The organism is Bacillus sp. 05T22 (assembly GCF_056396765.1).
Window position 1 is genome coordinate 1 of the sequence record NZ_JBFTMC010000089.1, and the last position, 18698, is coordinate 18698.

An 18698-nucleotide genomic window follows, 5' to 3' on the forward strand; every position below is an offset into this window, starting at 1 on the left:
TCATAATTTCATTGAGCCTGTACTATATATATTTCATGTGTTCCTGAATAGTACGTTCTGGTTATCAGTCACTGCATATATCCTATATGTTTTTACGCCTAAAAAATATTTTTGTTTTGTATATCCTCTACATGTGAAGTTAACATAACACCACTTCTCGGTAGAAAAAAGCTAACTTCTTATCATTTTTCAGAAAAGGGGTTAGCTTTTTCGTTTTTGGGACAATTAATCTCTTAGGTTGATAGATGTGTAATGACATCTATAATGTAACAAAAGAGTAATAATAATTACATTAAAGGGAGTTTTGTTTCATTAAATTAAAAAATATTACATTTTTATTACAAAAACTATTGATTATATTTAAATATCATAATATAATTCTGTTTATGGAAATAAAAACTAAAATTACTCATTATTTGGGGGATATGGAAAATGAAGAAAGCTATTTTACCAATTTTAATGTCTACAATGTTTATCGTTCCTGCAGTATCACACGCAGAAAAACAAGATAATATGAAGCAGGACGCTCCAAAAGCAGAACAAACAATGCAACAAAGTGGTTGGGTGAAAGATGGAGAAACATGGTATTTCTATGATCAAAATGGTATGAAGAAAACAGGATGGCTAAAAGACGGTGGAAAATGGTACTACTTTGATGCAAGCGGAAAAATGAACATAGGCCATATTGAAGATGAACATGGAGCTTACTTATTAGGAGCAGACGGTGCATTGTATACAAATGCAGGATGGGTTCAATATGAAGGAGATTGGTATTACATTCTCGAAGGCGGAAATCTACAGATGGGCTATCTTATATATAATGGTAAGACATATTATTTAGATGGATTTAGTAAAGGGAAAATGCGAACAGGTTGGATAGGAGAATTCCCACAAGGTAATTATTTCCTTCCTGATGGCTCAATGGTAACGAGTTGGAATTTAATTAATAATCAGTGGCATTATTTCAAAGATAACGGAGGAGCTTATAATGGCTGGTTAAGTTATCAAGGAAGCTGGTATTACTTTGTTGGTGCTAAGATGCAAACAGGATGGGTACAAGATAAGGATAATTGGTACTACATGAATGAAGATGGTGCGATGCAAACAGGTTGGTTACAAAAAGATGGAAATTGGTATTACTTACAATCTAATGGTGCAATGGCAGTAGGAAAACATTTCATTGATGGTAAATGGTATTCATTCAAAGATAATGGCGTTATGATGTAACAAAAGGCCTTTTAAACTAAGTATGTATTACATTTTAAGATATTTCTACAATGAAGGAAGACACTTGTAAGGGTGTCTTCTTATTTTGCACTATCCTTTCTTGTTAATCTAGAAAAAATAACGCCTTTAAGAATAATGGGTAGTAAACATTCTTAAGTTGATGGGCATGGGATACCGCCAGCATTTCGGAAAAAACAACGCTAAGTAAAAAAACTAGCCTCCACAAAAGAAGCTAGTTGACGTAAAATTCGTTCTCGGAAGTTAAATATTATCAATGACCGAGAACGTTAAATTATTTATCAAAAAAATTTTCGTTTTTTTAAGGTATACATGGAAAAGAGTAGTACAAAGAGGAATTTAGATTATTAATTTTGAAAGGTAATAAATAGTTGAATGATAAATTAATGGAGTTGATGTAGTTGTATGAAAAAAAGAAGAAAATAATAAATCATTATGAACAATCTATTGATTGGGTAAGAAGTTTAAGACATTTATCTGAAGAGAAATGGAGGATGCAAATAGATAAAGATAAGTGGACTATTGCTGAAGTAATTGGACACCTTATACCTTGGGATGAATTTGTTTTGAATCAGCGTATTCCTTATTTATTTCAGGGTACTCAATTACCAAAGAGTCCAAATGTTAATTTAATAAATTATCAAGCATCAATTGATAGTAAATCTAAAACAAAAGAGGAACTAATTAATCAGTTTATAATGGTAAGGAAAAAGTTGATTAATACAATAAATGATTTAACGGATGAGTTATGGACACAGAACTTAATTTTAGGAAAAAACAAAGTATCACTCTATAGTTACTTTTTAGGCTTAATAGAACATGATCTTCATCATTATAAGCAAATTCAAAGGTTCTTGTAATTATCTAACTTATGGGGTGTTTTAGTTCCATAAGAATCTATAGGGATAGTTAAACTTTTTTTATAAAAAAATAAACTTAAAGTTGTTGGAGAAGAATCCACTTTGATCAATATTTTTTAAAATGGATTCTTTTTATTTATCGTAAAACTTGAGATTGTGGAGCATTTTTAATCAAATTCTATTTCAAAATTATAAAGGGAAAAAAAAGAAAAGATTTTATGAATAGAATATACATATTCGGTTAACATAACGTCTCATTATCGGTAGCAAGAAAAAAGCGGATTCCTACTCTCATAAGGGATTCGCCTTTTTCTCTTTCTATGAGGCTATGCATCTTTTTATACATTCCTATTCTGGCGCGCCTTTTGGCCTCCCCATAGTTCCCCATGTCTTCCTATTTTTTGCATAAAATCTTGCATACTTTTAGTGTTGTTTTTTTCTGAAATGCTGGCGGTACCCCATCACCAGCAAGCTAAGAAAAACAAATACCCCAAAACGAAAATTTTCTTCGTTTTGAGGAACTATCAACTTAAGATAAGTGTATTTATCCAAAACAAGTAAAAAGAAAAATTTATACAGCTAGGATCTTAATAACATCTTTCATAATGAAAGATGTTATTTTCTATCTTCATATGTTGTTTTACGACATATGTCGTGTTACGATATGTTTTAGGAGGTGAAAAAATGGACAAAGAAATGATGAAGGGAAGCATTGATATACTTGTACTCTCTATAATTTCTCACCATGATACTTACGGTTATGAAATCATTCAAAAACTTAAAGTACAAAGCAATGACGTTTACCATATGAGTCAAGGCACACTATATCCAGCACTCAAACGAATGGAGCAAAAAAATTTGATTGAATCATACTGGGGAGAATCAGAAAGTGGAATGAAAAGGAAATTTTACCGTATTACTAAGGCTGGAAAGCAGGAACTAGAGAAGAAGCTGGATTATTGGGGACAAATCACTGCACTTATTCAAGCTTGTCGGAAAGGAGAATTCGCATGAAAGAGTTTGAAAATTACATAGAATGTATTGTAAAAAAGACTAATCTAGATAGGTCAGCCCGTGAGGAACTAGCTATAGAATTACTTGATCATCTTATTAGTTTAAAGGAAGAGTATGTTAAACAAGGAATGTCTATAGAGCAAGCAAAACAATTGGCGATACAACATTTTGGAGAACCAGATTCTATTGGAGGGGAGCTTCAAAAATCTATTTTTCCATATGAAAAATTCATAAAGCGTTCTGCATGGTCTCTATTTGTTCCTTATATATTATTCTTTATTTGGTATCAGTACTTAGGAAATAGCGTTGGTCGTGAGTGGTTTCTTAGGATTATTGAGCAATTTTCAAGAAATCATGATGTAATGTGGTTGCTTCGCACTTTTATTGATATTACACCTTTCTATACCCTTTTTCTATATAACATACCTGGTTATTGGATAGCTCATGCAGTTAAACCAATTATCTTATTGATTCCATTGGGATTTTTAATTCCTATTCTATTTCATAGGTTCCGCTCTTCTAAAGCAGCTTTTATGCTCTTTGTTAAATTAACTTTAAGCATTGAGTTGTTGTATATTGTCATGTTAGTAGGTACTTTTGACACTACTAGTATTATTTTTCATTTGGTTGGCCTCTTAGTTGGGTTTATGGGATGGAAATTACTACAGAAACTGCAGATTAAAAAATTCCTTACACCATCTAATATGAACTATGTGAAGTGAAAATTTTATTGTAATTAATTCATAGAGGATCTTGGAACCAAATAAAAAATGTACAAGAATCTAAAAATGTTTTGTCTTTATTATTCAGGTAGCAATTTAGACTATTCCTTATATGTAAAAAAACGCTATTCTTTTGTTAACCACATACACGAAAGGATGGCGTTTTTGTATGAATTTATCGATTTTAGATGAACTAGAATTGTTTTCTAAAGAATTACAACGATATATGTCACCACATGTTTTAGAACAGTTAGCTAGAGAGATAGGATTTGTTCAAAGAAAAAGTAAATACCGTGCTCAAGATTTAGTGGCTCTATGTGTTTGGTTAAGCCAAAATATAGCTCATACTTCATTGACACAATTATGTAGTCGCTTAGAAACGAATACAGGTATTTCTATGAGTCCAGAAGGACTCAATCAACGATTTAATTCTCAGGCTGTGCAGTTTTTACAACAAATATTAACCTATTTACTCCACCAACAACTCTGTACATCTAGTAAGATTTCAACTTTATATACAAACCATTTTCGCAGTATTCGTGTATTGGATTCTACACATTTTCAGATTCCAGATAAATTTGCTTCTACATATCAAGGTTCAGGAGGTAGTGGTCATAGTGCTGGTGTGAAAATTCAACTAGAGTACGATTTACTTAGTGGTCAGTTTTTACATGTTCATGTAGGGTCTGGAAAGCACAATGATAAAAATTATGGTTCTACTTGCTTAACGTCTCTTCAACCGCACGATGTATGTATACGTGATTTAGGATATTTTGATTTGAAAGATCTGCATACGATAGACGAGTGTGGTGCTTATTTTATTTCTCGATTAAAGCTCAATACTCGTATATATCAGAAGAATAGAGAGCCTGAATACTTTCAAAATGGAACAATAAAAAAACACTCTGAGTACGTCCAACTAGATATGGAGCAATTTATTGACCAATTACAGTCTGGTGAAACATATGAGATTCCTGAGATTTATATTGGAATGTATCAAAAACTTCCTGCAAGACTTATTCTGTATAAATTAACTGAAACGCAAATGAAACGTAGACAAAAGGACTTAGCATCTAAAGAGCACAAGAAGGAAATCTCATCGATATGAGAAGAAAACAGTCTTTGATATATTGGGTGTCATATACACTTGTTTCGTTACTCATAATCATGTAGCTTAATTAAAAAAATGAAACCCGTTAGGGTTTATTTGGTATGCAGATTTTTAGATAGCTGATATCACCTCTTTAGAAAACAGAAAAAATCTAGTTGAACGGACTTTTACTTAATCTTAGGTTGATGGGCATGTGGCGGTACCCCTTTTATATATCATTCATGGGAAAGTGAATGTGAGTCAATACAAATGAATACAAGTTAATACTTATCAATATAAAAATTGCTGGTATTTTAATACTTTCTATGAGATTTTGCAGGTATTTTTGTATTGACTTGTATTAAGTTTTATTTATTTGTCTGTAATTGTATTGACTTTTTCGTCATATTTAGCATATAATGGAATTGACTTAGTAAATAATAAAAAATCTTTTGGGAGGTTTTATATATGACAATTTTAAAAGCTGGTGCAGACGCGGGGAACAGCGGTTTAAAATTAGCGGTTTTAGGGCAAGAACCTTTATTTATATCAAGTATCTATGCACATCACATTGGAGAAGCTACAAACATTTTAAGTGAGGAAGATATTTCAGTTGAGGAATTAGAAAATAATATTGATGTAACTATTTCATCACCTGCCTTATCAGTAAATAATATGCGTTATGTCATTGGTCAAAAGGTAATTGATGAAAACATTAAGGGAATTGAAATGGAAAAGAAATCCGACAAATCAAAGGATGATCTTGTAGTCCTGGTAACACTGGCTGGTCTAGCAGTTAGTGCAATGAAAAAGCAACCAAATAAAAATAAAATTGATGTAACTTTTGATCTTTCTGTTGCATTACCTGTTGCAACAATCACACCTAAAACAGCAGAAGAATTTGCACAACGCTATATGAATCATCATACGGTAAAATTCCACCACCCAAGCGGACGTGAAGTAATAATTAATATTCAAGTTGAATATTGCAAATGCTTGCCAGAGGGTGCCGCTGGAGCATGGGGAATTGTGTATGATGAAAAGGGGAAAACGATCAAACGCAAAGTAGAAGTTGGAGAAGATAAAATTGTAGAAACTGACTTTGTTGACAAAACATTATTATCTTTTGATATTGGTGCCGGTACTACAGAAGAAGTAGTTTCCCAAGGTGTCAGCTTTAAACATAAAATGAGTAGAGGTTTACCATATGGTGTCAAAGAAACCTTACTAGATATTATCAAGGTTTGGAATTTAAACAACAAACAAAAAACAATTGATAGTATTGCTGAATTTAATGCTATTTATTTAGATTCAGAACATCCTCGCCATACTCGCTTAAAAGAAGCATCACGCGGTGCATTATTAGGTTTAGCGAATCGAATTGCAACTGATATTATTAACAAAATCGACGATATGAAAGATGATCCATATGTATTTATTTATGGTGGTGGTGCCGCAATCGTAAAAGAAAGCTTACAGCAAATTTTAGAACAAAAAGGACGCTTAACGAATGTTGTTTTCTTAAAAGATCCGCTGTTCGTAAACTCTCGCGGGTTACTTGTATACACTTGTTCGCCACGCTTTGATGCGTTAAAAGAAAAAGCGTTAATTGCTGCTACTGGTGAAAAATAATGGCTCGAAAAGTATATAAAGCTGGAGACAGAGCAAATGTCTATATTAAGAAAGACATTTCACCAGAAATGATCGATTTTATTAACAAACAGAGCGATTTAACAATGTTCTTTTTGTATGCGGCGCAACAACTTCACAAGCAAATTGGCGATACAGACGTAGCGGAAATTCTACCGCGCAAATATACTTTTTCATTAGATGCTGAAACAAAACCTTTAACGACAGGACCAACAAAGCAAGATGAAGAGTCACAGCCTATTCATTCATCTACCTTAGATCAAACACATGTCGAAACAAAGAAAGAAATAGCGAAGCCTGGGGAAGCCCCTGAAGAACAAGAAGAGAAATCCTGGGGGTCTCTAGATGATTTAGACGATGATCCATATGCATAATGGATTCAAACAAAAAGAGTTGCTTATATAAAAGCAACTCTTTTTGTTTTGTATAAGTTTAAAATAGCCCAAATAACTTCTTCCTTTTGGGTTCGGTATTAGAACTATCTGTTTTAGCATTAAGCTTTTCTAATTCTGCCATAATACCATCCAGTTTTTCTTCTAAATCCTGGTTCCGTTTGCGCTCTGTTTTGAGATCTTTCCGAACAAGTTCGTTACTTTGACGTTCCATCTCAAGTTCTTTTCGAAAACTTATAAATTCAGTTCTTATATCTTCGAAAAAACCTTGCATTTCCTGCGTTACAACTTGTAGCGCGTGTCGCTCTTCTTCACTATGAACTCTTGTCACAGCAACCTCCGAAGCCGCCACACCCTGCATCGCACGATTCTGCTGTGTCATCAACACAGTGACAGCATGACTCAAAGAAACCTTTGTTTTTTCTCTAATCTCCTTCAAAGTATTAAAAACCGTCACATCATCCGCGTGATACAGTCGTGTATCGCCATCTTTATTGAACTGATACCCTTGTTTTTCTAATTCTAAACTATATTTTCTAATTGTACTTTCCGCTAAATTGGTGATACGGGAGACATCTATTGTTTTCAAATGCACTTCACTTACAACATCATCATTCTTCTCCATATCATCACCTCCACTATAGTGTTGCTACACTTGTACTATAGTACCATTGTACTAACTTCTAGTGGGAATTTATATATGGTTTGTAGTTTAAATAAAAATTAAATGACGTTTATTCTTGTTCCGATAAAACAAATGTCTCTTTTTTAGATGGATATATCTCATTTTCATTTAATGTGGCTTCAACTAATAATATCTGTTTTTCGAAATCGTTCTTTAATTCAATATCTGTGATGCGAATGATTTTCCATCCATTTGCTTTCATATATTTATCACGTGTTCGATCCCGTTTTATTCCTTCTGGTGTCCGATGGAATGGTCCATCAACTTCTAAATCGATTTTTACACCAAATGGGGAAAAGAAAGCAAAATCTAATTTATAACGTGTATTTGATACTTTATACTGCACAATTGGATGATATCCTTTATAACGCAATGCATCATATACGCGTTTTTCTAGTTTATTGGCACATTTTTGCCTTTGTAAATCATGATTTGGATGGTATGTGGATGAAGATGTTGTAATTTGAGCTAAAAAGAAAAACAAAAGTGTACATCCTAAAACTACTAATAAGCCAATCATATTTTTCACTCCATCAAATGTTTTAAGATAACTAACCAGAATTAGAATGGCCATTATTTGTTTATTTCATCCCACTTTCTGTTGAATCTTCTTTATACAAGTAAAATAAATGTGCCATTGCCTCTACTAACAATGAATGGAGTGTGTCGGATTTTTTTTGGAAACCGCTTTGCAAAGATTTGTTGTATGATGCGTAAGTCAAATCTTTGCATTGTATGTATACCTCATTCCAGGCAAAAATATCAATAAATCGTTCGTGTGAATAATCTATGAATCTCATTTTTTCATATCCCTCATAACCCTAAGGTAAATTGAAGTGTATATAGGTTCATTTTCCTGTCCATAATTGTAAATAAAAAATCATGGGTATGGGAGTGAGGAAAATGTTTTTTCGCCATAAAAGAACCAATCTAAAAAAATGGTTAGATCGTCAAGGTATTGAACAACAAGAGTTGGCTAAAAAATCTAAAGTGTCCGCTAAAACTGTAAGTAAGGCATGTAGAGACACCTCTTATATACCAAAGCCAGAGATTATGAGAAAAATATTAAATGCTATAAGAAAAGTTGATCCTCATGCAAAAATAAATGACTTCTGGGACATGTAAAAAGCACAAGAAATAAGATCTTGTGCTTTTCTTTACTATTACAATTGTTTTCTTGATGATCCAACTTGCACAGAAATTGGTTTTGCCTTTGGTTTCACTTGTTCAAGAAAATGCTGTATAGAAGAGGCTTGAAAAATACGGAAATTAGAGCTTGAGATAGGATATTGAGAGTCTGTGAGAATGAGAAGGGAAGGAAATACAGTGGTGTGTTTGGGCTGCCAGGATTCTTTTTGCCACTCCATGCTACGAAAATAGGCTTCATATCGATTTATTTTGGTTTGCATAACAGCCTTGCTATAAATTGATTTCTGTACTTCAACACAGAATGGACTTTTTCGCCAAATCGTAAAGATATCTGGTTCCATATATCCTTTTTTATATTTCGGTTCTACCTGGAATACTTTCGGTTTTTCTACCTTTAATAATTGTTTATACACATCTAAAATGGCTAAAAAATGCCGGATCTTTTGGCTATTTTTACGGATAGGACTTGGATAGGGGAAATATATATATGGACGCTGTGAAGTGTCTACATCAACGTATTCTTCACGACATAAGCGTTTCATGACGGTGTTACAGCAAGTTACCGCGTTCTTTAAATGTTTAAAATGAAGATCAATAATATCATCTCGTGACATGCAGCGGAACTGTTGTAAATGGCTTAGAATCTGTTTATCTCTATTCGTTGTCATCTTCCAACACTCCAAATACTTCTTGTGTTTTGCTCGCCAGGTCTTCATTTACAGCACTTTGTTCTTTGGATAAACGATACGGCTCTATAATCTCTTTCGCTCGATCTAAAGCTAAGAAAGGAGCTTGCACCTTGCGTAAACCATCCAACTTCAAAATCATTTGACCAGATTGTTCTAGGTTTTCTGATTCCGGCGTTCCTACAATGTTACTATTAATCGCATCCGCACATTTGAAGCCCATTCGTACAGTCATATTGAGCTTTAATTTACCATCCAGTATTTTTGCGTCTGGACGTTGCATACTTAACATCAGAAAGATGCCAAGTGATCGACCAACAGCTGATATTTTTTCTATCGTGGTGATACATTCCTTTTCATCTTGTAGCATTCCTACTTCATCAATCGCGACCAAAATATAGGGAAGTTGTTCCTTAGTCGTTATTTGATTGTATTCATCGATATGCCCCAGTTCATATTCCTCCATTAACTTCCTTCTATGCAATATTTCTTTCCATAGTTTTGATAACATGTTTGCCATTTCATGCTCTTCCATACAAACTGCTTTTACATGTTTCACTCTTCGCAAAAAATGAAATTCTGAATTCTTGAGATCTCCTAAGTACAAATGAAGCCGCTCTGGTGACATGTATTGTATCAATGTAGACAAAACAACACGTACCATGCTACTTTTTCCGCTTCCTGTTTCCCCAGCAATCAGTAAATGTGGTGTATTCGCATTTACCATATCATATACAATCTGTTTGCTGAATTGATCTCTTCCTACTACTATCGGAAGACGACAGCTCTTCAATAATGGTAACCATTGTTTATAACGATAATTATATTGCTTTAATCCAGCATGAGAATGAAACACATGGAGTACAAACTTCTTAATATCTCCCTCAATCATAAGGTTTTTCCCTAATATCTGTTGAAAACAAAACCATTTCTTTTGAATTTGAGCTGGATCTACGCCATTAGGCAAGGTGAAAGTGTATCGTACACTTTCTTTTTCTTCAAACACATCATGAATTTTAGGGTATATAGGTATTTTCCCACCCCTTGTGACATGTTCCTCAAATAGCTTTGCTTTCTTGAATACCTCCTCTAATTGATATCTATATTTTCGCTTTTTTAACCACTCTTTCACTGTTTCTCCCCCCTATAGCATGATGAAAATACGAATCAATACATAACCAATCAATCCCATTCCACCAAGCTTCATCCCATAATATAGACCGTCTGAAACGAGCTTTGCTGAAAAAACATGATTATTTCGTACCAGGTATTTTTCCAACAATACAGCGCCAATTGTCACGCCTCCTAAGATGCCAAGCGCCATATACGTATTCGCAATAGGTTGTGACATATGAAAAAAGGAAAATGGACTGATTGCGCCAATACTGTATAAATGTACAGATTTTTTTCTTTTATAAGACTGATCCATAAATGAACGAAATGGGATTACCTCTTTTTTAGAGAACATAGTCTTAGCTCCTTTAATGTTTATCAAAATGTGCGCAAGATTCAGAGCAATATTTCTTTCCCCGATACTCCCAAAACAACCAAGCCGATAAAAGACATTTACAATACTCACATGATTCTTCTGTTGCCATCTTGCTGTTCATTACCTTTCCTCCCTTTATAAACACAACTCAAAAACGCCTACAAACATACAGAAATGAGTCATTTCTTTTGATAGTGCTACCATGATAGATTCTTTGGTTATAAACTTGATATTTACTTTGATAATTACATTGGTAAAGAATATTCAGTTCGGATTGTCTAATATGCAATTTCAAATGTTGTCTAATTATATAAAAACCACTTTCTCAAGATGAGTACTCAGAATTTTCTGACATGCATATGATAAGATAATTGTATACGCCATATAATGAATGCTACATATATTATATGTTCACATTTAACATATCTAATTCTGTTAACAGGGAAAGAAGGAGGTATACGTAAGTTGGACGAATTGAAAAAAGAAGCGGCACTTTTAAAGGTACTTGCTCATCCAATTCGACTTAGGTTGTTGCATGTACTCATACAAAGTAGACAGTGTACCGTTACAGAATTATTTCACATACTCGAGGTTCCTAAATCTACGATTTCGCAACACTTAACAATATTAAAGAGTTTGGATGTCGTGTGCAGTAGGCGGAAAGGAGCTGAAAAATTGTATCAGGTTCATAATGAAACGGTGAATCGAATCATCCAGATTCTTTTATGAGTACAAAAGTAATGTAAAAATCTAATAAGGGTATGCAGACTATCACCGGAATAAAACATAACAGGAGGAGAACAGGATGATTCAACTTACAGTGAAAGGTCAACCTTCTCATATTCGTCATTTAGCTCATGACCCGGAATATCTATTTGCAATAGAATTCCATGATGTTACGAAGCAAATGACATCTATTAATAAAGAAGAACGGTCAGTTAAAGTAACTGCACTAATTCGTCCAGAACAATGGAACCAATTATTACAGATGATCGCAGAGGCAGGGGATTCGTTAGCTGATGCAAATGAAATTATAATGGAAGGAACAATGGACCATACTCCTGAAGAGGTGTATACTTTCGCTCCTGCCCATATTACATATCGCTCTCATTTACAACAGAAACAGGAAGAAAAAGAAGCTGAAATACGTGAGGAAAAAACAACAAGAATAGCTTCAAAAACTAAATCCACTGTATCCAAACGTATAGAACAACTACATGCAAAATACGATGGAGTTTGTCAAAAGTGTGGTCAACGTTGTGATAAGCGGGTAGTGTCTATCAAAAAAATACAATCCAAAATGGGGATTGTTTGTCCAGATTGCAAGAATGGAGCAACATTTTTAATTAGAGAAGTGAAAGGTGAGTTGCAACAAGAGCTACTTCAAAATAATTTATTTTCTACGGAACAGGAAATGCTATCATATTTTCAAGAGTTTTGTGCTCAATTCGCACTTGTAAAGCATGAGGAAACATATCGTATATATTGGTCATGGGAAACGAAACAAGTATATAGAAAAATCTATGTTTCAAACGACGGCACTATATATAAAGTAAGACTAAGCGCAGGAGGAACTTGTTTTCCTTCAAAATTTACCTCTCACATTATTATCAAAGAGAATACATTTCGAGTGTTCCATCCAACTACAGAAATGCGGATGGATAGAATCAGAGCATTATCAGATACGCAAAAAGCAAGTGTTGAAGAGGAAGAAATTGAAAAACAAATTCAATACTACGAGGGTAAGAAAGAGTTTTCAGAAAAGATTATTGTTAAACAAGCAGAGAATTCGAAACGATATCAAGTATTATCTGGATATGCAGCCTATCAAGCTGCAAAGAAGATAAAACCTAGACATATTTATGTGACGGTTGTTGTTGATGTGTGTAAGGAAGTTGTACAGAATACCTAAAAAATAGGTTTTGTACTAGTAAAAAATGATATTTATTCAATTTTTTAGGGTTTTTCTATTTAAATAAAATAATTTTTAGTGTATCCTCTTTATTAGAGTTATTCACTTGAATTGGAACATTTAAGACAAGACTGTCGTTAACGGTCTTGTTTTTTTATTTGAATATTTTTCTTATTAAAACGCTATGTATAAAGGAGTTTGTAAATGGAATTAACACTGTTGCATCGTTTGATAGAAGACAAAAAGAATGAATTAGTTCAACTTGCTATCAAATATGGTATGAATCATGAAAAAGTACTGTTATTAAGCCAAGAATTAGATGATTTGATTTTTAGATTCATGAAAAAACAAAATAGAATTCTTTTATAAAAATTCATACTCATTATATATTTTTTCTTGAAATCTAATTACAGATTGTTATAACATAAAAAAGGAATTGAGTGGTCAGAGACTCAATTCCTTATGGTGAAAGCTCATTTGCCAACAGAATTACCTGGTAAAGGAATCCTGCTTTGTGTAGGGTTCTTTTACTTTGCTTGCAACATGAAATATAGTACCGTATATGCCATTTTCCGTGTTGAGCATCCTCTTTTAATTGCTAATTGTTGTAATAACTGGTTCTGGTGCAAAAATGTTAATATTATTGACTTTTACTCTCCTGTATCTTTATAAAATAGGTTGATAAAAGGTTCTGGTGCAAAGTTTTTAAAAGTAAGCTAACCTTTTGCAAAATAGAGTGAGGAGAATCATAGATGGGATATTTTAAAGGAAAGCAGTTCAAACAAGATATTATTCTAATAGCCGTTGGCTATTACTGTCGTTTTTCTTTAAGCTATCGTGATGTATCTGAAATCTTAAAAGAACGTGGTGTTTCAGTTCATCCTACAACCATCATGCGCTGGGTTCATGAATATGGTAACTTGATCTATCAAATATGGAAGAAGAAAAAGAATAACGTACACTTATCTTGGAAACTGGATGAAACCTATATAAAAGTCAAAGGGAAATGGTGTTATTTATATCGAGCAATTGATAAAGAGGGACAAACACTTGATATTCAACTTCGTCAAAAACGAGACAAACAAGCAGCATATGCTTTTTTGAAAAGACTCGCTCGAACTTTTGGAGAACCAACGGTTCTGACGACAGATAAGGCTCCTTCTTTAGCTTCCGCATTCAAAAAATTAAAGGTGATAGGTCTTTACAAAAATCCCTTTCATCGTACAATAAAGTACCTCAATAATATCATCGACATGTGAAACGTCGATTTTCCCGTTCCTTAGGCTTTCAAAGTCTGCGCCATGCCTCACGTACTATTAAAGGTATAGAAACTGTTCATGCCATATACAAGCAAAAGCGAAGTCTTCAACCAAACTTCGTTTTTTCGGCGTATAACGCATTACATGAATTATTAATAGTTTCATAAAACTGGTCCGCAATATTCCCCATCTCTTTATGTCTTCGGAAACTTTGCAACAGAACCCTTTAGGTTCTTACTTTAGCGTTATCAATGAACTGCCATTCCTTGCACTTTTCTGGTTGATTGGCTCAACATGGTTGGCCTTTGGATTAACAGTTTTGACGGTGGTAGGACTCGTGGTGATAATCAATCAGGGGTTACAAGCTCAATCGCACCTTGGACGATAGCCTTGAAGAAGGGTGGCGCGCTTCTATTAGCCCTAAGATTGAGGGTTGGTTGCAGAAGAAACTTGTTACTACAGCTTTACTCGGACCATTATTAAAACGACGATACGATGTCGAGCAGAGTGCGAACATCAGCTACGGTAATGCAGGTGTGAGAAATCTACTCGATGTTTATCGCCATCGCTCCCATCCGACGGGCTGCCCCACGTTGGTGCATCTGCACGGTGGGGGATATGTTAGCGGAAGGAAGAACAGCCAATCTCTTCCTCTCATTTACCAGCTTGCGGGCCAGGGGTAGGTGTGCATCAGCGCGAACTACCGCCTAAGTCCGGCAGCAAGATTTCCCGACCACTTGATTGACATTAAGATAGTGATCGCCTGGGTACGCGAGCACGGATACGAGTACGGCGCCGACCCGACGACGATATTTTTGGCGGGTAATTCGACGTGTGGCCACTTCGCCGCGATAGCTGCCCTCACGCCCAATTCTCCCACTTTCCAACCGGGTTTTAAGTGTGTGAACACGTCGGTCACTGCCGCCATTCTTCTTGGCGGGTGATCAGGACAGGTTCGTGCCCGTGGAAGCTGCCCGATTATTCGCGAAGCATCTGATCAATTCCTCAACTAATCCAGTTGTTTACGTCGAACTTCCCCGTGCTGAGCACAATTTTGATTTATTTCATTCCATACGTACCAAAGCAGTCGTGCATGGCATCGAGGCCTTCGCTTCCTGGGTGCTGGCCAATAATAAATATAATTCATATCGCACTTAAAAAGAGTAAAAGTAAGCAAATTAAACTTTTGAAAATCGAATGTAAACTTTTTATTATTTATTTACTTCTGTTTTTATTTTCATATAAAACTTTTAAGAAATAAATTTAGCAAACCATGCTATATAATATGCACCTGGAACTAATATAACCTGAGCAACTAATGTACCTAATAATCTCGAAATTAATATCATAAATGTGAAATTCTTAAGTTCCCAATAACTACGATTGTCTTGTACAACTTTGTCAGTTAAAAAAGATAATTTAGGATCAATAAGAAGTGTTAATAGTATCGTAGCTACTCCAGTAATAATATTAGATGAAGACATCGCTGCTTTATCATAATCAGGAATTAATAAAGTTGCATACAACGCAGACATAACACCTACTGTAAATACGGCAGAAACAATTGTATTAATAACAAATAATTTAATTGATATATTTTTAAAATTTACCCCTTCCAAATTATTTTTATTTACTAAAACAAAATAGTTTTTCATTCTTTTCAAATTGGTACTATTTATTAATTTGAACATGTTTAAAAACGAACCATCTTTTGATAAAGGTACAAGCGCTTTAGAAAAAACATTCATAAAAAATGGCACTAATAACCCTCCAAGTATTACTCCCATAGTAGAACCTAATAACAAAAATCTAAATTGTTTAATTAATAATTCTAACCCACCATTTTTTGCTGCACTATCAACCAAAGAAGCAGTAAATGGTTGTTGAAACATATTAGAAAATCGAGCAATTAAAGACATAATATTATATATAGCAAAAGCCGATGCAACTAAAGCTAATTTCGCTCCAACAAGTCGAACTCCATATCCTAAAACTTCTATAGAAGTCATAAGCATTAAAAATAAAAAGATACAAATTACTTTAAAAGTAATAAACTCCATAGTCATCTCCCTTAAGTTTCTATAAATACATAACTTAATAATTATATTACAAATATTCAATATTTTCTATATAATAACAAATCACTTTCTATTTTATAAGCAAAAAACATACTTTATTTGACATTTTAAAGTGTATTTTTAAAGTAAACTTTTAGATAGAAGTTTACTTTAAAAATACAAAAAGAATCCCGGGATTCCAGCATTCTTTTTGATAAATCAATAAGATATACTATTTAATTATTGAAAAGAGACGTCGTATATAAACCATGTTCTATTTTTTGGTTCTGGTGCAAAAACTCTAAAACTTTTGCAAGTAATCTCCTAAACTTGGACATACTGATAGAATTACTCTAGAAAAAGGTGTGTGATTGATATGGAAAAGGAAAATTTGTTTAAATGGAAGCATTATCAGCCGGAGCTAATCTTATTAACAGTAAAGTGGTACCTACGGTACAATTTGAGCTTCCGTAACCTGGTGGAAATGATGAAGGAACCAGGCTTATCCATAGCTCACACAACGATTATGCGATGGGTTCACCAATATGGACCTCAATTAGAAGAGAAAGTACGACATCATCTTAAAACAACAAATGATTCATGGAGAGTCGATGAAACTTATATTAAAGTGAAAGGGCAATGGATGTATGTATATCGTGCCATTGATTCAGAAGGGAATACCATTGATTTTTATCTAAGTAAATCAAGAGATAAACAAGCAGCCAAACGCTTTTTCAAAAAATTTGCAACAGCATCAAAATTTTTCTATGCATTATTCCTTGTATCTTAATAGTTCTCACCTATATTCTTGTTTATAAAAAATGATAAAACAAATATTATTATGAATGCTGTTAGAGACATAAGCGGAATTGTTATAAATCCTCCCCATTTTTCATAGATTGTTAAACAGCTACTTGTAACACCACAAAAGTTACTTTTGTGGTGAGTAAATTGAATAAAATTATGGTAAGAAGAAATAATTATGCCTATCCCTGAAAAACAACGAAGGTAATATTTTATATTTTTATCGTTAGTTAGTATTGAAATAAAAATTAACAAGGGAATTGGGTACATTAAAATTCTTTGATACCAACATAGACTGCAAGGAACGTAGCCCTTTACTTCACTAAAATATAAACTCCCTATCGTTGCTACGATTGAAACAAGAAAAGAAAAATACACCATATATTTACTCCTTTGTAAAAATCAATTTAATTTTATTCCACTAAAAATTTCTTTAATCCAGCCTTAGATTGAAGCCCCTCTACACGATTTATTTCTTCCCCCTTTTTATAATGTAGTAAGGTTGGAGTTTTTTGTATATTTTCATTTTTCAAAAAATCAATATCCATATTTTCATCAGACTCCATATTTATAGCAAATACCTTTATTTCTTCTTCTTTAATCACTTCATTTAAGAATGGCTTTGTAGTTTGGCATGCTGTACAGCTAGTTTTGTATACGTAAATATAAAAATTATCTTTCGCGTTTAATTTATTTTTATATTCTTTCATATTAATATTGGTATAATTAGGTTTATCTAAGTCTTTTGAAGTAAATATAAAGAAGAGAGAACCTATACTTAGCAGAATAACGAAAGTGGAAAACAAGATTTTTTTTGACATTTCCTTCACCCCTAATTTAATTGTTTCACAGATTCTTTTTGCATTTCGAAGATAGACTTTTCTTTAAAAATAAATTTCTTATCATATTTTGTTATATGCTCAGGATTATGTGTAATAAAAATTACTATCGCATTTAAATCTAATAAAGCATCATAAATTTTCATGAAGTTATCAGGATCCACATTACTAAGCGATTCATCTAAAATTAAAACACTTGGTTTATGGAGAATTGCTCTAGCAAGACATAATCGCTGTTTTTGTCCAGTAGACAAATTGGAATTACTATCATTTATTACAAAATTAGCTCCTTTGGGAAGTGAAGTGATTACATCATAAATGTGTGCGATTTTACAAGCCTTTATTATTTCATCTTCAGTAAAATATTCTCCCATACATAAATTCTCTTTAATTGTATCTTTGAAAAGAAATGGAGTTTCATTTAAATAAATAATTTCTTTTCTTAAGCTATTATCATTAATCTCATTAATATCAATACCATTAATATATATTTGCGATGAGTTAGTTTGATATAGTTTGTTTAATAATTTTGAAAATGTAGTTTTTCCTGAACCACTTTCACCAATTAAGATAACTTTTTCATTATCAAAAATATTCATATTAACATTTTTGGTTCTGGTGCAAAAATCATTTGATAGAGACATAGAAAYCTACATAGACTGTTCAATGGCAGATTATGATGCAATTCCAAACAATTTATGTATGAACCTAACTTCATTTTGGGCAGACTTCACCTGTGGGTGAAGTTGTCCTTTTTTCATCATATGCATGGTTTCAACGCCACTCAATATAGAAGTGGCTGTTTCATATGACTTGAATCCTAACATAGAACGCACACGTTTCTT

The 18698-nt window shown here is 33.4% G+C and carries 21 protein-coding genes and 3 pseudogenes; 14 read left to right on the forward strand and 10 right to left on the reverse strand.

The genetic code is table 11. From position 1 onward, the window contains the following. Positions 1–432: 432 nt before the first annotated feature. From AC1DIT_RS21085 to AC1DIT_RS21115, 7 genes and pseudogenes are all read left to right on the forward strand, one after another. Positions 433–1227, forward strand: a complete 795-nt coding sequence (locus AC1DIT_RS21085) for a PspC-like choline-binding domain-containing protein (protein WP_016131871.1) — start codon at positions 433–435, stop codon at positions 1225–1227. A gap of 419 nt (positions 1228–1646) precedes the next feature. Next, entirely contained in the window at positions 1647–2105 is a 459-nt protein-coding gene (locus AC1DIT_RS21090) for a DinB family protein (RefSeq protein WP_006096971.1), read from the forward strand. A gap of 684 nt (positions 2106–2789) precedes the next feature. Continuing rightward, positions 2790–3119, forward strand: a complete 330-nt coding sequence (locus AC1DIT_RS21095) for a PadR family transcriptional regulator (RefSeq protein ID WP_016132913.1) — start codon at positions 2790–2792, stop codon at positions 3117–3119. Then, on the forward strand, positions 3116–3841 hold the full coding sequence (locus AC1DIT_RS21100) for a VanZ family protein (protein WP_016132912.1): 726 nt from the start codon (positions 3116–3118) through the stop codon (positions 3839–3841). The genes AC1DIT_RS21095 and AC1DIT_RS21100 overlap by 4 nt, the downstream gene beginning before the upstream one ends. A 169-nt stretch (positions 3842–4010) precedes the next feature. After that, positions 4011–4940: pseudogene (locus AC1DIT_RS21105) on the forward strand (IS4 family transposase); the annotation flags it as partial. 459 nt (positions 4941–5399) lie between these two features. Beyond that, on the forward strand, positions 5400–6563 hold the full coding sequence (locus tag AC1DIT_RS21110; RefSeq protein WP_016132911.1) for a ParM/StbA family protein: 1164 nt from the start codon (positions 5400–5402) through the stop codon (positions 6561–6563). Then, positions 6563–6955: a hypothetical protein gene (locus AC1DIT_RS21115; protein WP_016132910.1), complete on the forward strand. Its 393-nt coding sequence runs from the start codon at positions 6563–6565 to the stop codon at positions 6953–6955. Before AC1DIT_RS21110 ends, AC1DIT_RS21115 begins: the two co-directional genes overlap by 1 nt. Positions 6956–7013: 58 nt before the next feature. On the opposite strand, the gene AC1DIT_RS21120 is transcribed toward AC1DIT_RS21115, so the two are convergent. Next, a complete protein-coding gene (locus tag AC1DIT_RS21120) occupies positions 7014–7598 on the reverse strand; it encodes a hypothetical protein (protein ID WP_016132909.1) in 585 nt (194 codons plus the stop codon). A gap of 109 nt (positions 7599–7707) precedes the next feature. Then, positions 7708–8178, reverse strand: a complete 471-nt coding sequence (locus tag AC1DIT_RS21125) for an endonuclease domain-containing protein (protein ID WP_016132908.1) — start codon at positions 8176–8178, stop codon at positions 7708–7710. A gap of 383 nt (positions 8179–8561) precedes the next feature. Here AC1DIT_RS21125 and AC1DIT_RS21130 point away from each other — a divergent pair, with 383 nt between their 5' ends. After that, positions 8562–8783 carry a helix-turn-helix domain-containing protein gene (locus AC1DIT_RS21130; protein WP_016132906.1) on the forward strand — a complete coding sequence of 74 codons (222 nt, stop codon included), beginning with the start codon at positions 8562–8564 and terminating at the stop codon, positions 8781–8783. A 38-nt stretch (positions 8784–8821) separates the two neighbouring features. Here AC1DIT_RS21130 and AC1DIT_RS21135 read toward each other — a convergent pair whose 3' ends face one another. The 3 genes from AC1DIT_RS21135 to AC1DIT_RS21145 are packed head-to-tail and all read right to left on the reverse strand — an operon-like array spanning position 8822 to position 10961. Beyond that, on the reverse strand, positions 8822–9475 hold the full coding sequence (locus AC1DIT_RS21135; protein ID WP_016132905.1) for a replication-relaxation family protein: 654 nt from the start codon (positions 9473–9475) through the stop codon (positions 8822–8824). Next, entirely contained in the window at positions 9462–10625 is a 1164-nt protein-coding gene (locus tag AC1DIT_RS21140; RefSeq protein ID WP_016132904.1) for an FtsK/SpoIIIE domain-containing protein, read from the reverse strand. Before AC1DIT_RS21140 ends, AC1DIT_RS21135 begins: the two co-directional genes overlap by 14 nt. A 12-nt stretch (positions 10626–10637) precedes the next feature. Next, positions 10638–10961: a hypothetical protein gene (locus AC1DIT_RS21145; RefSeq protein WP_016132903.1), complete on the reverse strand. Its 324-nt coding sequence runs from the start codon at positions 10959–10961 to the stop codon at positions 10638–10640. A 486-nt stretch (positions 10962–11447) separates the two neighbouring features. Here AC1DIT_RS21145 and AC1DIT_RS21150 point away from each other — a divergent pair, with 486 nt between their 5' ends. The 5 genes from AC1DIT_RS21150 to AC1DIT_RS21170 all read left to right on the forward strand — a co-directional run bounded on the left by AC1DIT_RS21150 (position 11448) and on the right by AC1DIT_RS21170 (position 15097). Beyond that, the gene (locus AC1DIT_RS21150) at positions 11448–11711 is read left to right on the forward strand and encodes an ArsR/SmtB family transcription factor (RefSeq protein ID WP_016132902.1); all 264 of its coding nucleotides are present in this window, start codon (positions 11448–11450) and stop codon (positions 11709–11711) included. 76 nt (positions 11712–11787) lie between these two features. After that, a complete protein-coding gene (locus AC1DIT_RS21155) occupies positions 11788–12894 on the forward strand; it encodes a hypothetical protein (RefSeq protein ID WP_016132901.1) in 1107 nt (368 codons plus the stop codon). Between the two features lie 204 nt (positions 12895–13098). After that, the gene (locus tag AC1DIT_RS21160; RefSeq protein ID WP_016132900.1) at positions 13099–13263 is read left to right on the forward strand and encodes an aspartyl-phosphate phosphatase Spo0E family protein; all 165 of its coding nucleotides are present in this window, start codon (positions 13099–13101) and stop codon (positions 13261–13263) included. Between the two features lie 383 nt (positions 13264–13646). Then, positions 13647–14320 (forward strand): IS6 family transposase gene (locus tag AC1DIT_RS21165; protein ID WP_476998384.1). Its coding sequence is split into 2 segments (ribosomal slippage): positions 13647–14151 and positions 14151–14320, totalling 675 coding nucleotides; the frame shifts between segments, so codons are not numbered across the junction. Between the two features lie 516 nt (positions 14321–14836). Further along, entirely contained in the window at positions 14837–15097 is a 261-nt protein-coding gene (locus tag AC1DIT_RS21170; protein ID WP_080118979.1) for an alpha/beta hydrolase, read from the forward strand. Between the two features lie 306 nt (positions 15098–15403). Here AC1DIT_RS21170 and AC1DIT_RS21175 read toward each other — a convergent pair whose 3' ends face one another. Beyond that, positions 15404–16213 carry a lipid II flippase family protein gene (locus tag AC1DIT_RS21175; RefSeq protein ID WP_476998385.1) on the reverse strand — a complete coding sequence of 270 codons (810 nt, stop codon included), beginning with the start codon at positions 16211–16213 and terminating at the stop codon, positions 15404–15406. Between the two features lie 373 nt (positions 16214–16586). Here AC1DIT_RS21175 and AC1DIT_RS21180 point away from each other — a divergent pair. Continuing rightward, positions 16587–16967, forward strand: a pseudogene (locus AC1DIT_RS21180) (IS6 family transposase); the annotation flags it as partial. A gap of 29 nt (positions 16968–16996) precedes the next feature. On the opposite strand, the gene AC1DIT_RS21185 reads toward AC1DIT_RS21180, so the two are convergent. From AC1DIT_RS21185 to AC1DIT_RS21200, 4 genes and pseudogenes are all read right to left on the reverse strand, one after another. Beyond that, positions 16997–17395, reverse strand: coding sequence for a disulfide bond formation protein B (locus AC1DIT_RS21185; protein ID WP_016132895.1), 399 nt, complete (start codon positions 17393–17395; stop codon positions 16997–16999). Between the two features lie 32 nt (positions 17396–17427). Then, entirely contained in the window at positions 17428–17835 is a 408-nt protein-coding gene (locus AC1DIT_RS21190) for a thioredoxin family protein (RefSeq protein ID WP_016132896.1), read from the reverse strand. An 11-nt stretch (positions 17836–17846) separates the two neighbouring features. Then, entirely contained in the window at positions 17847–18497 is a 651-nt protein-coding gene (locus AC1DIT_RS21195) for an ATP-binding cassette domain-containing protein (RefSeq protein WP_476998386.1), read from the reverse strand. A gap of 30 nt (positions 18498–18527) precedes the next feature. Then, positions 18528–18698: pseudogene (locus tag AC1DIT_RS21200) on the reverse strand (IS6 family transposase); the annotation flags it as partial.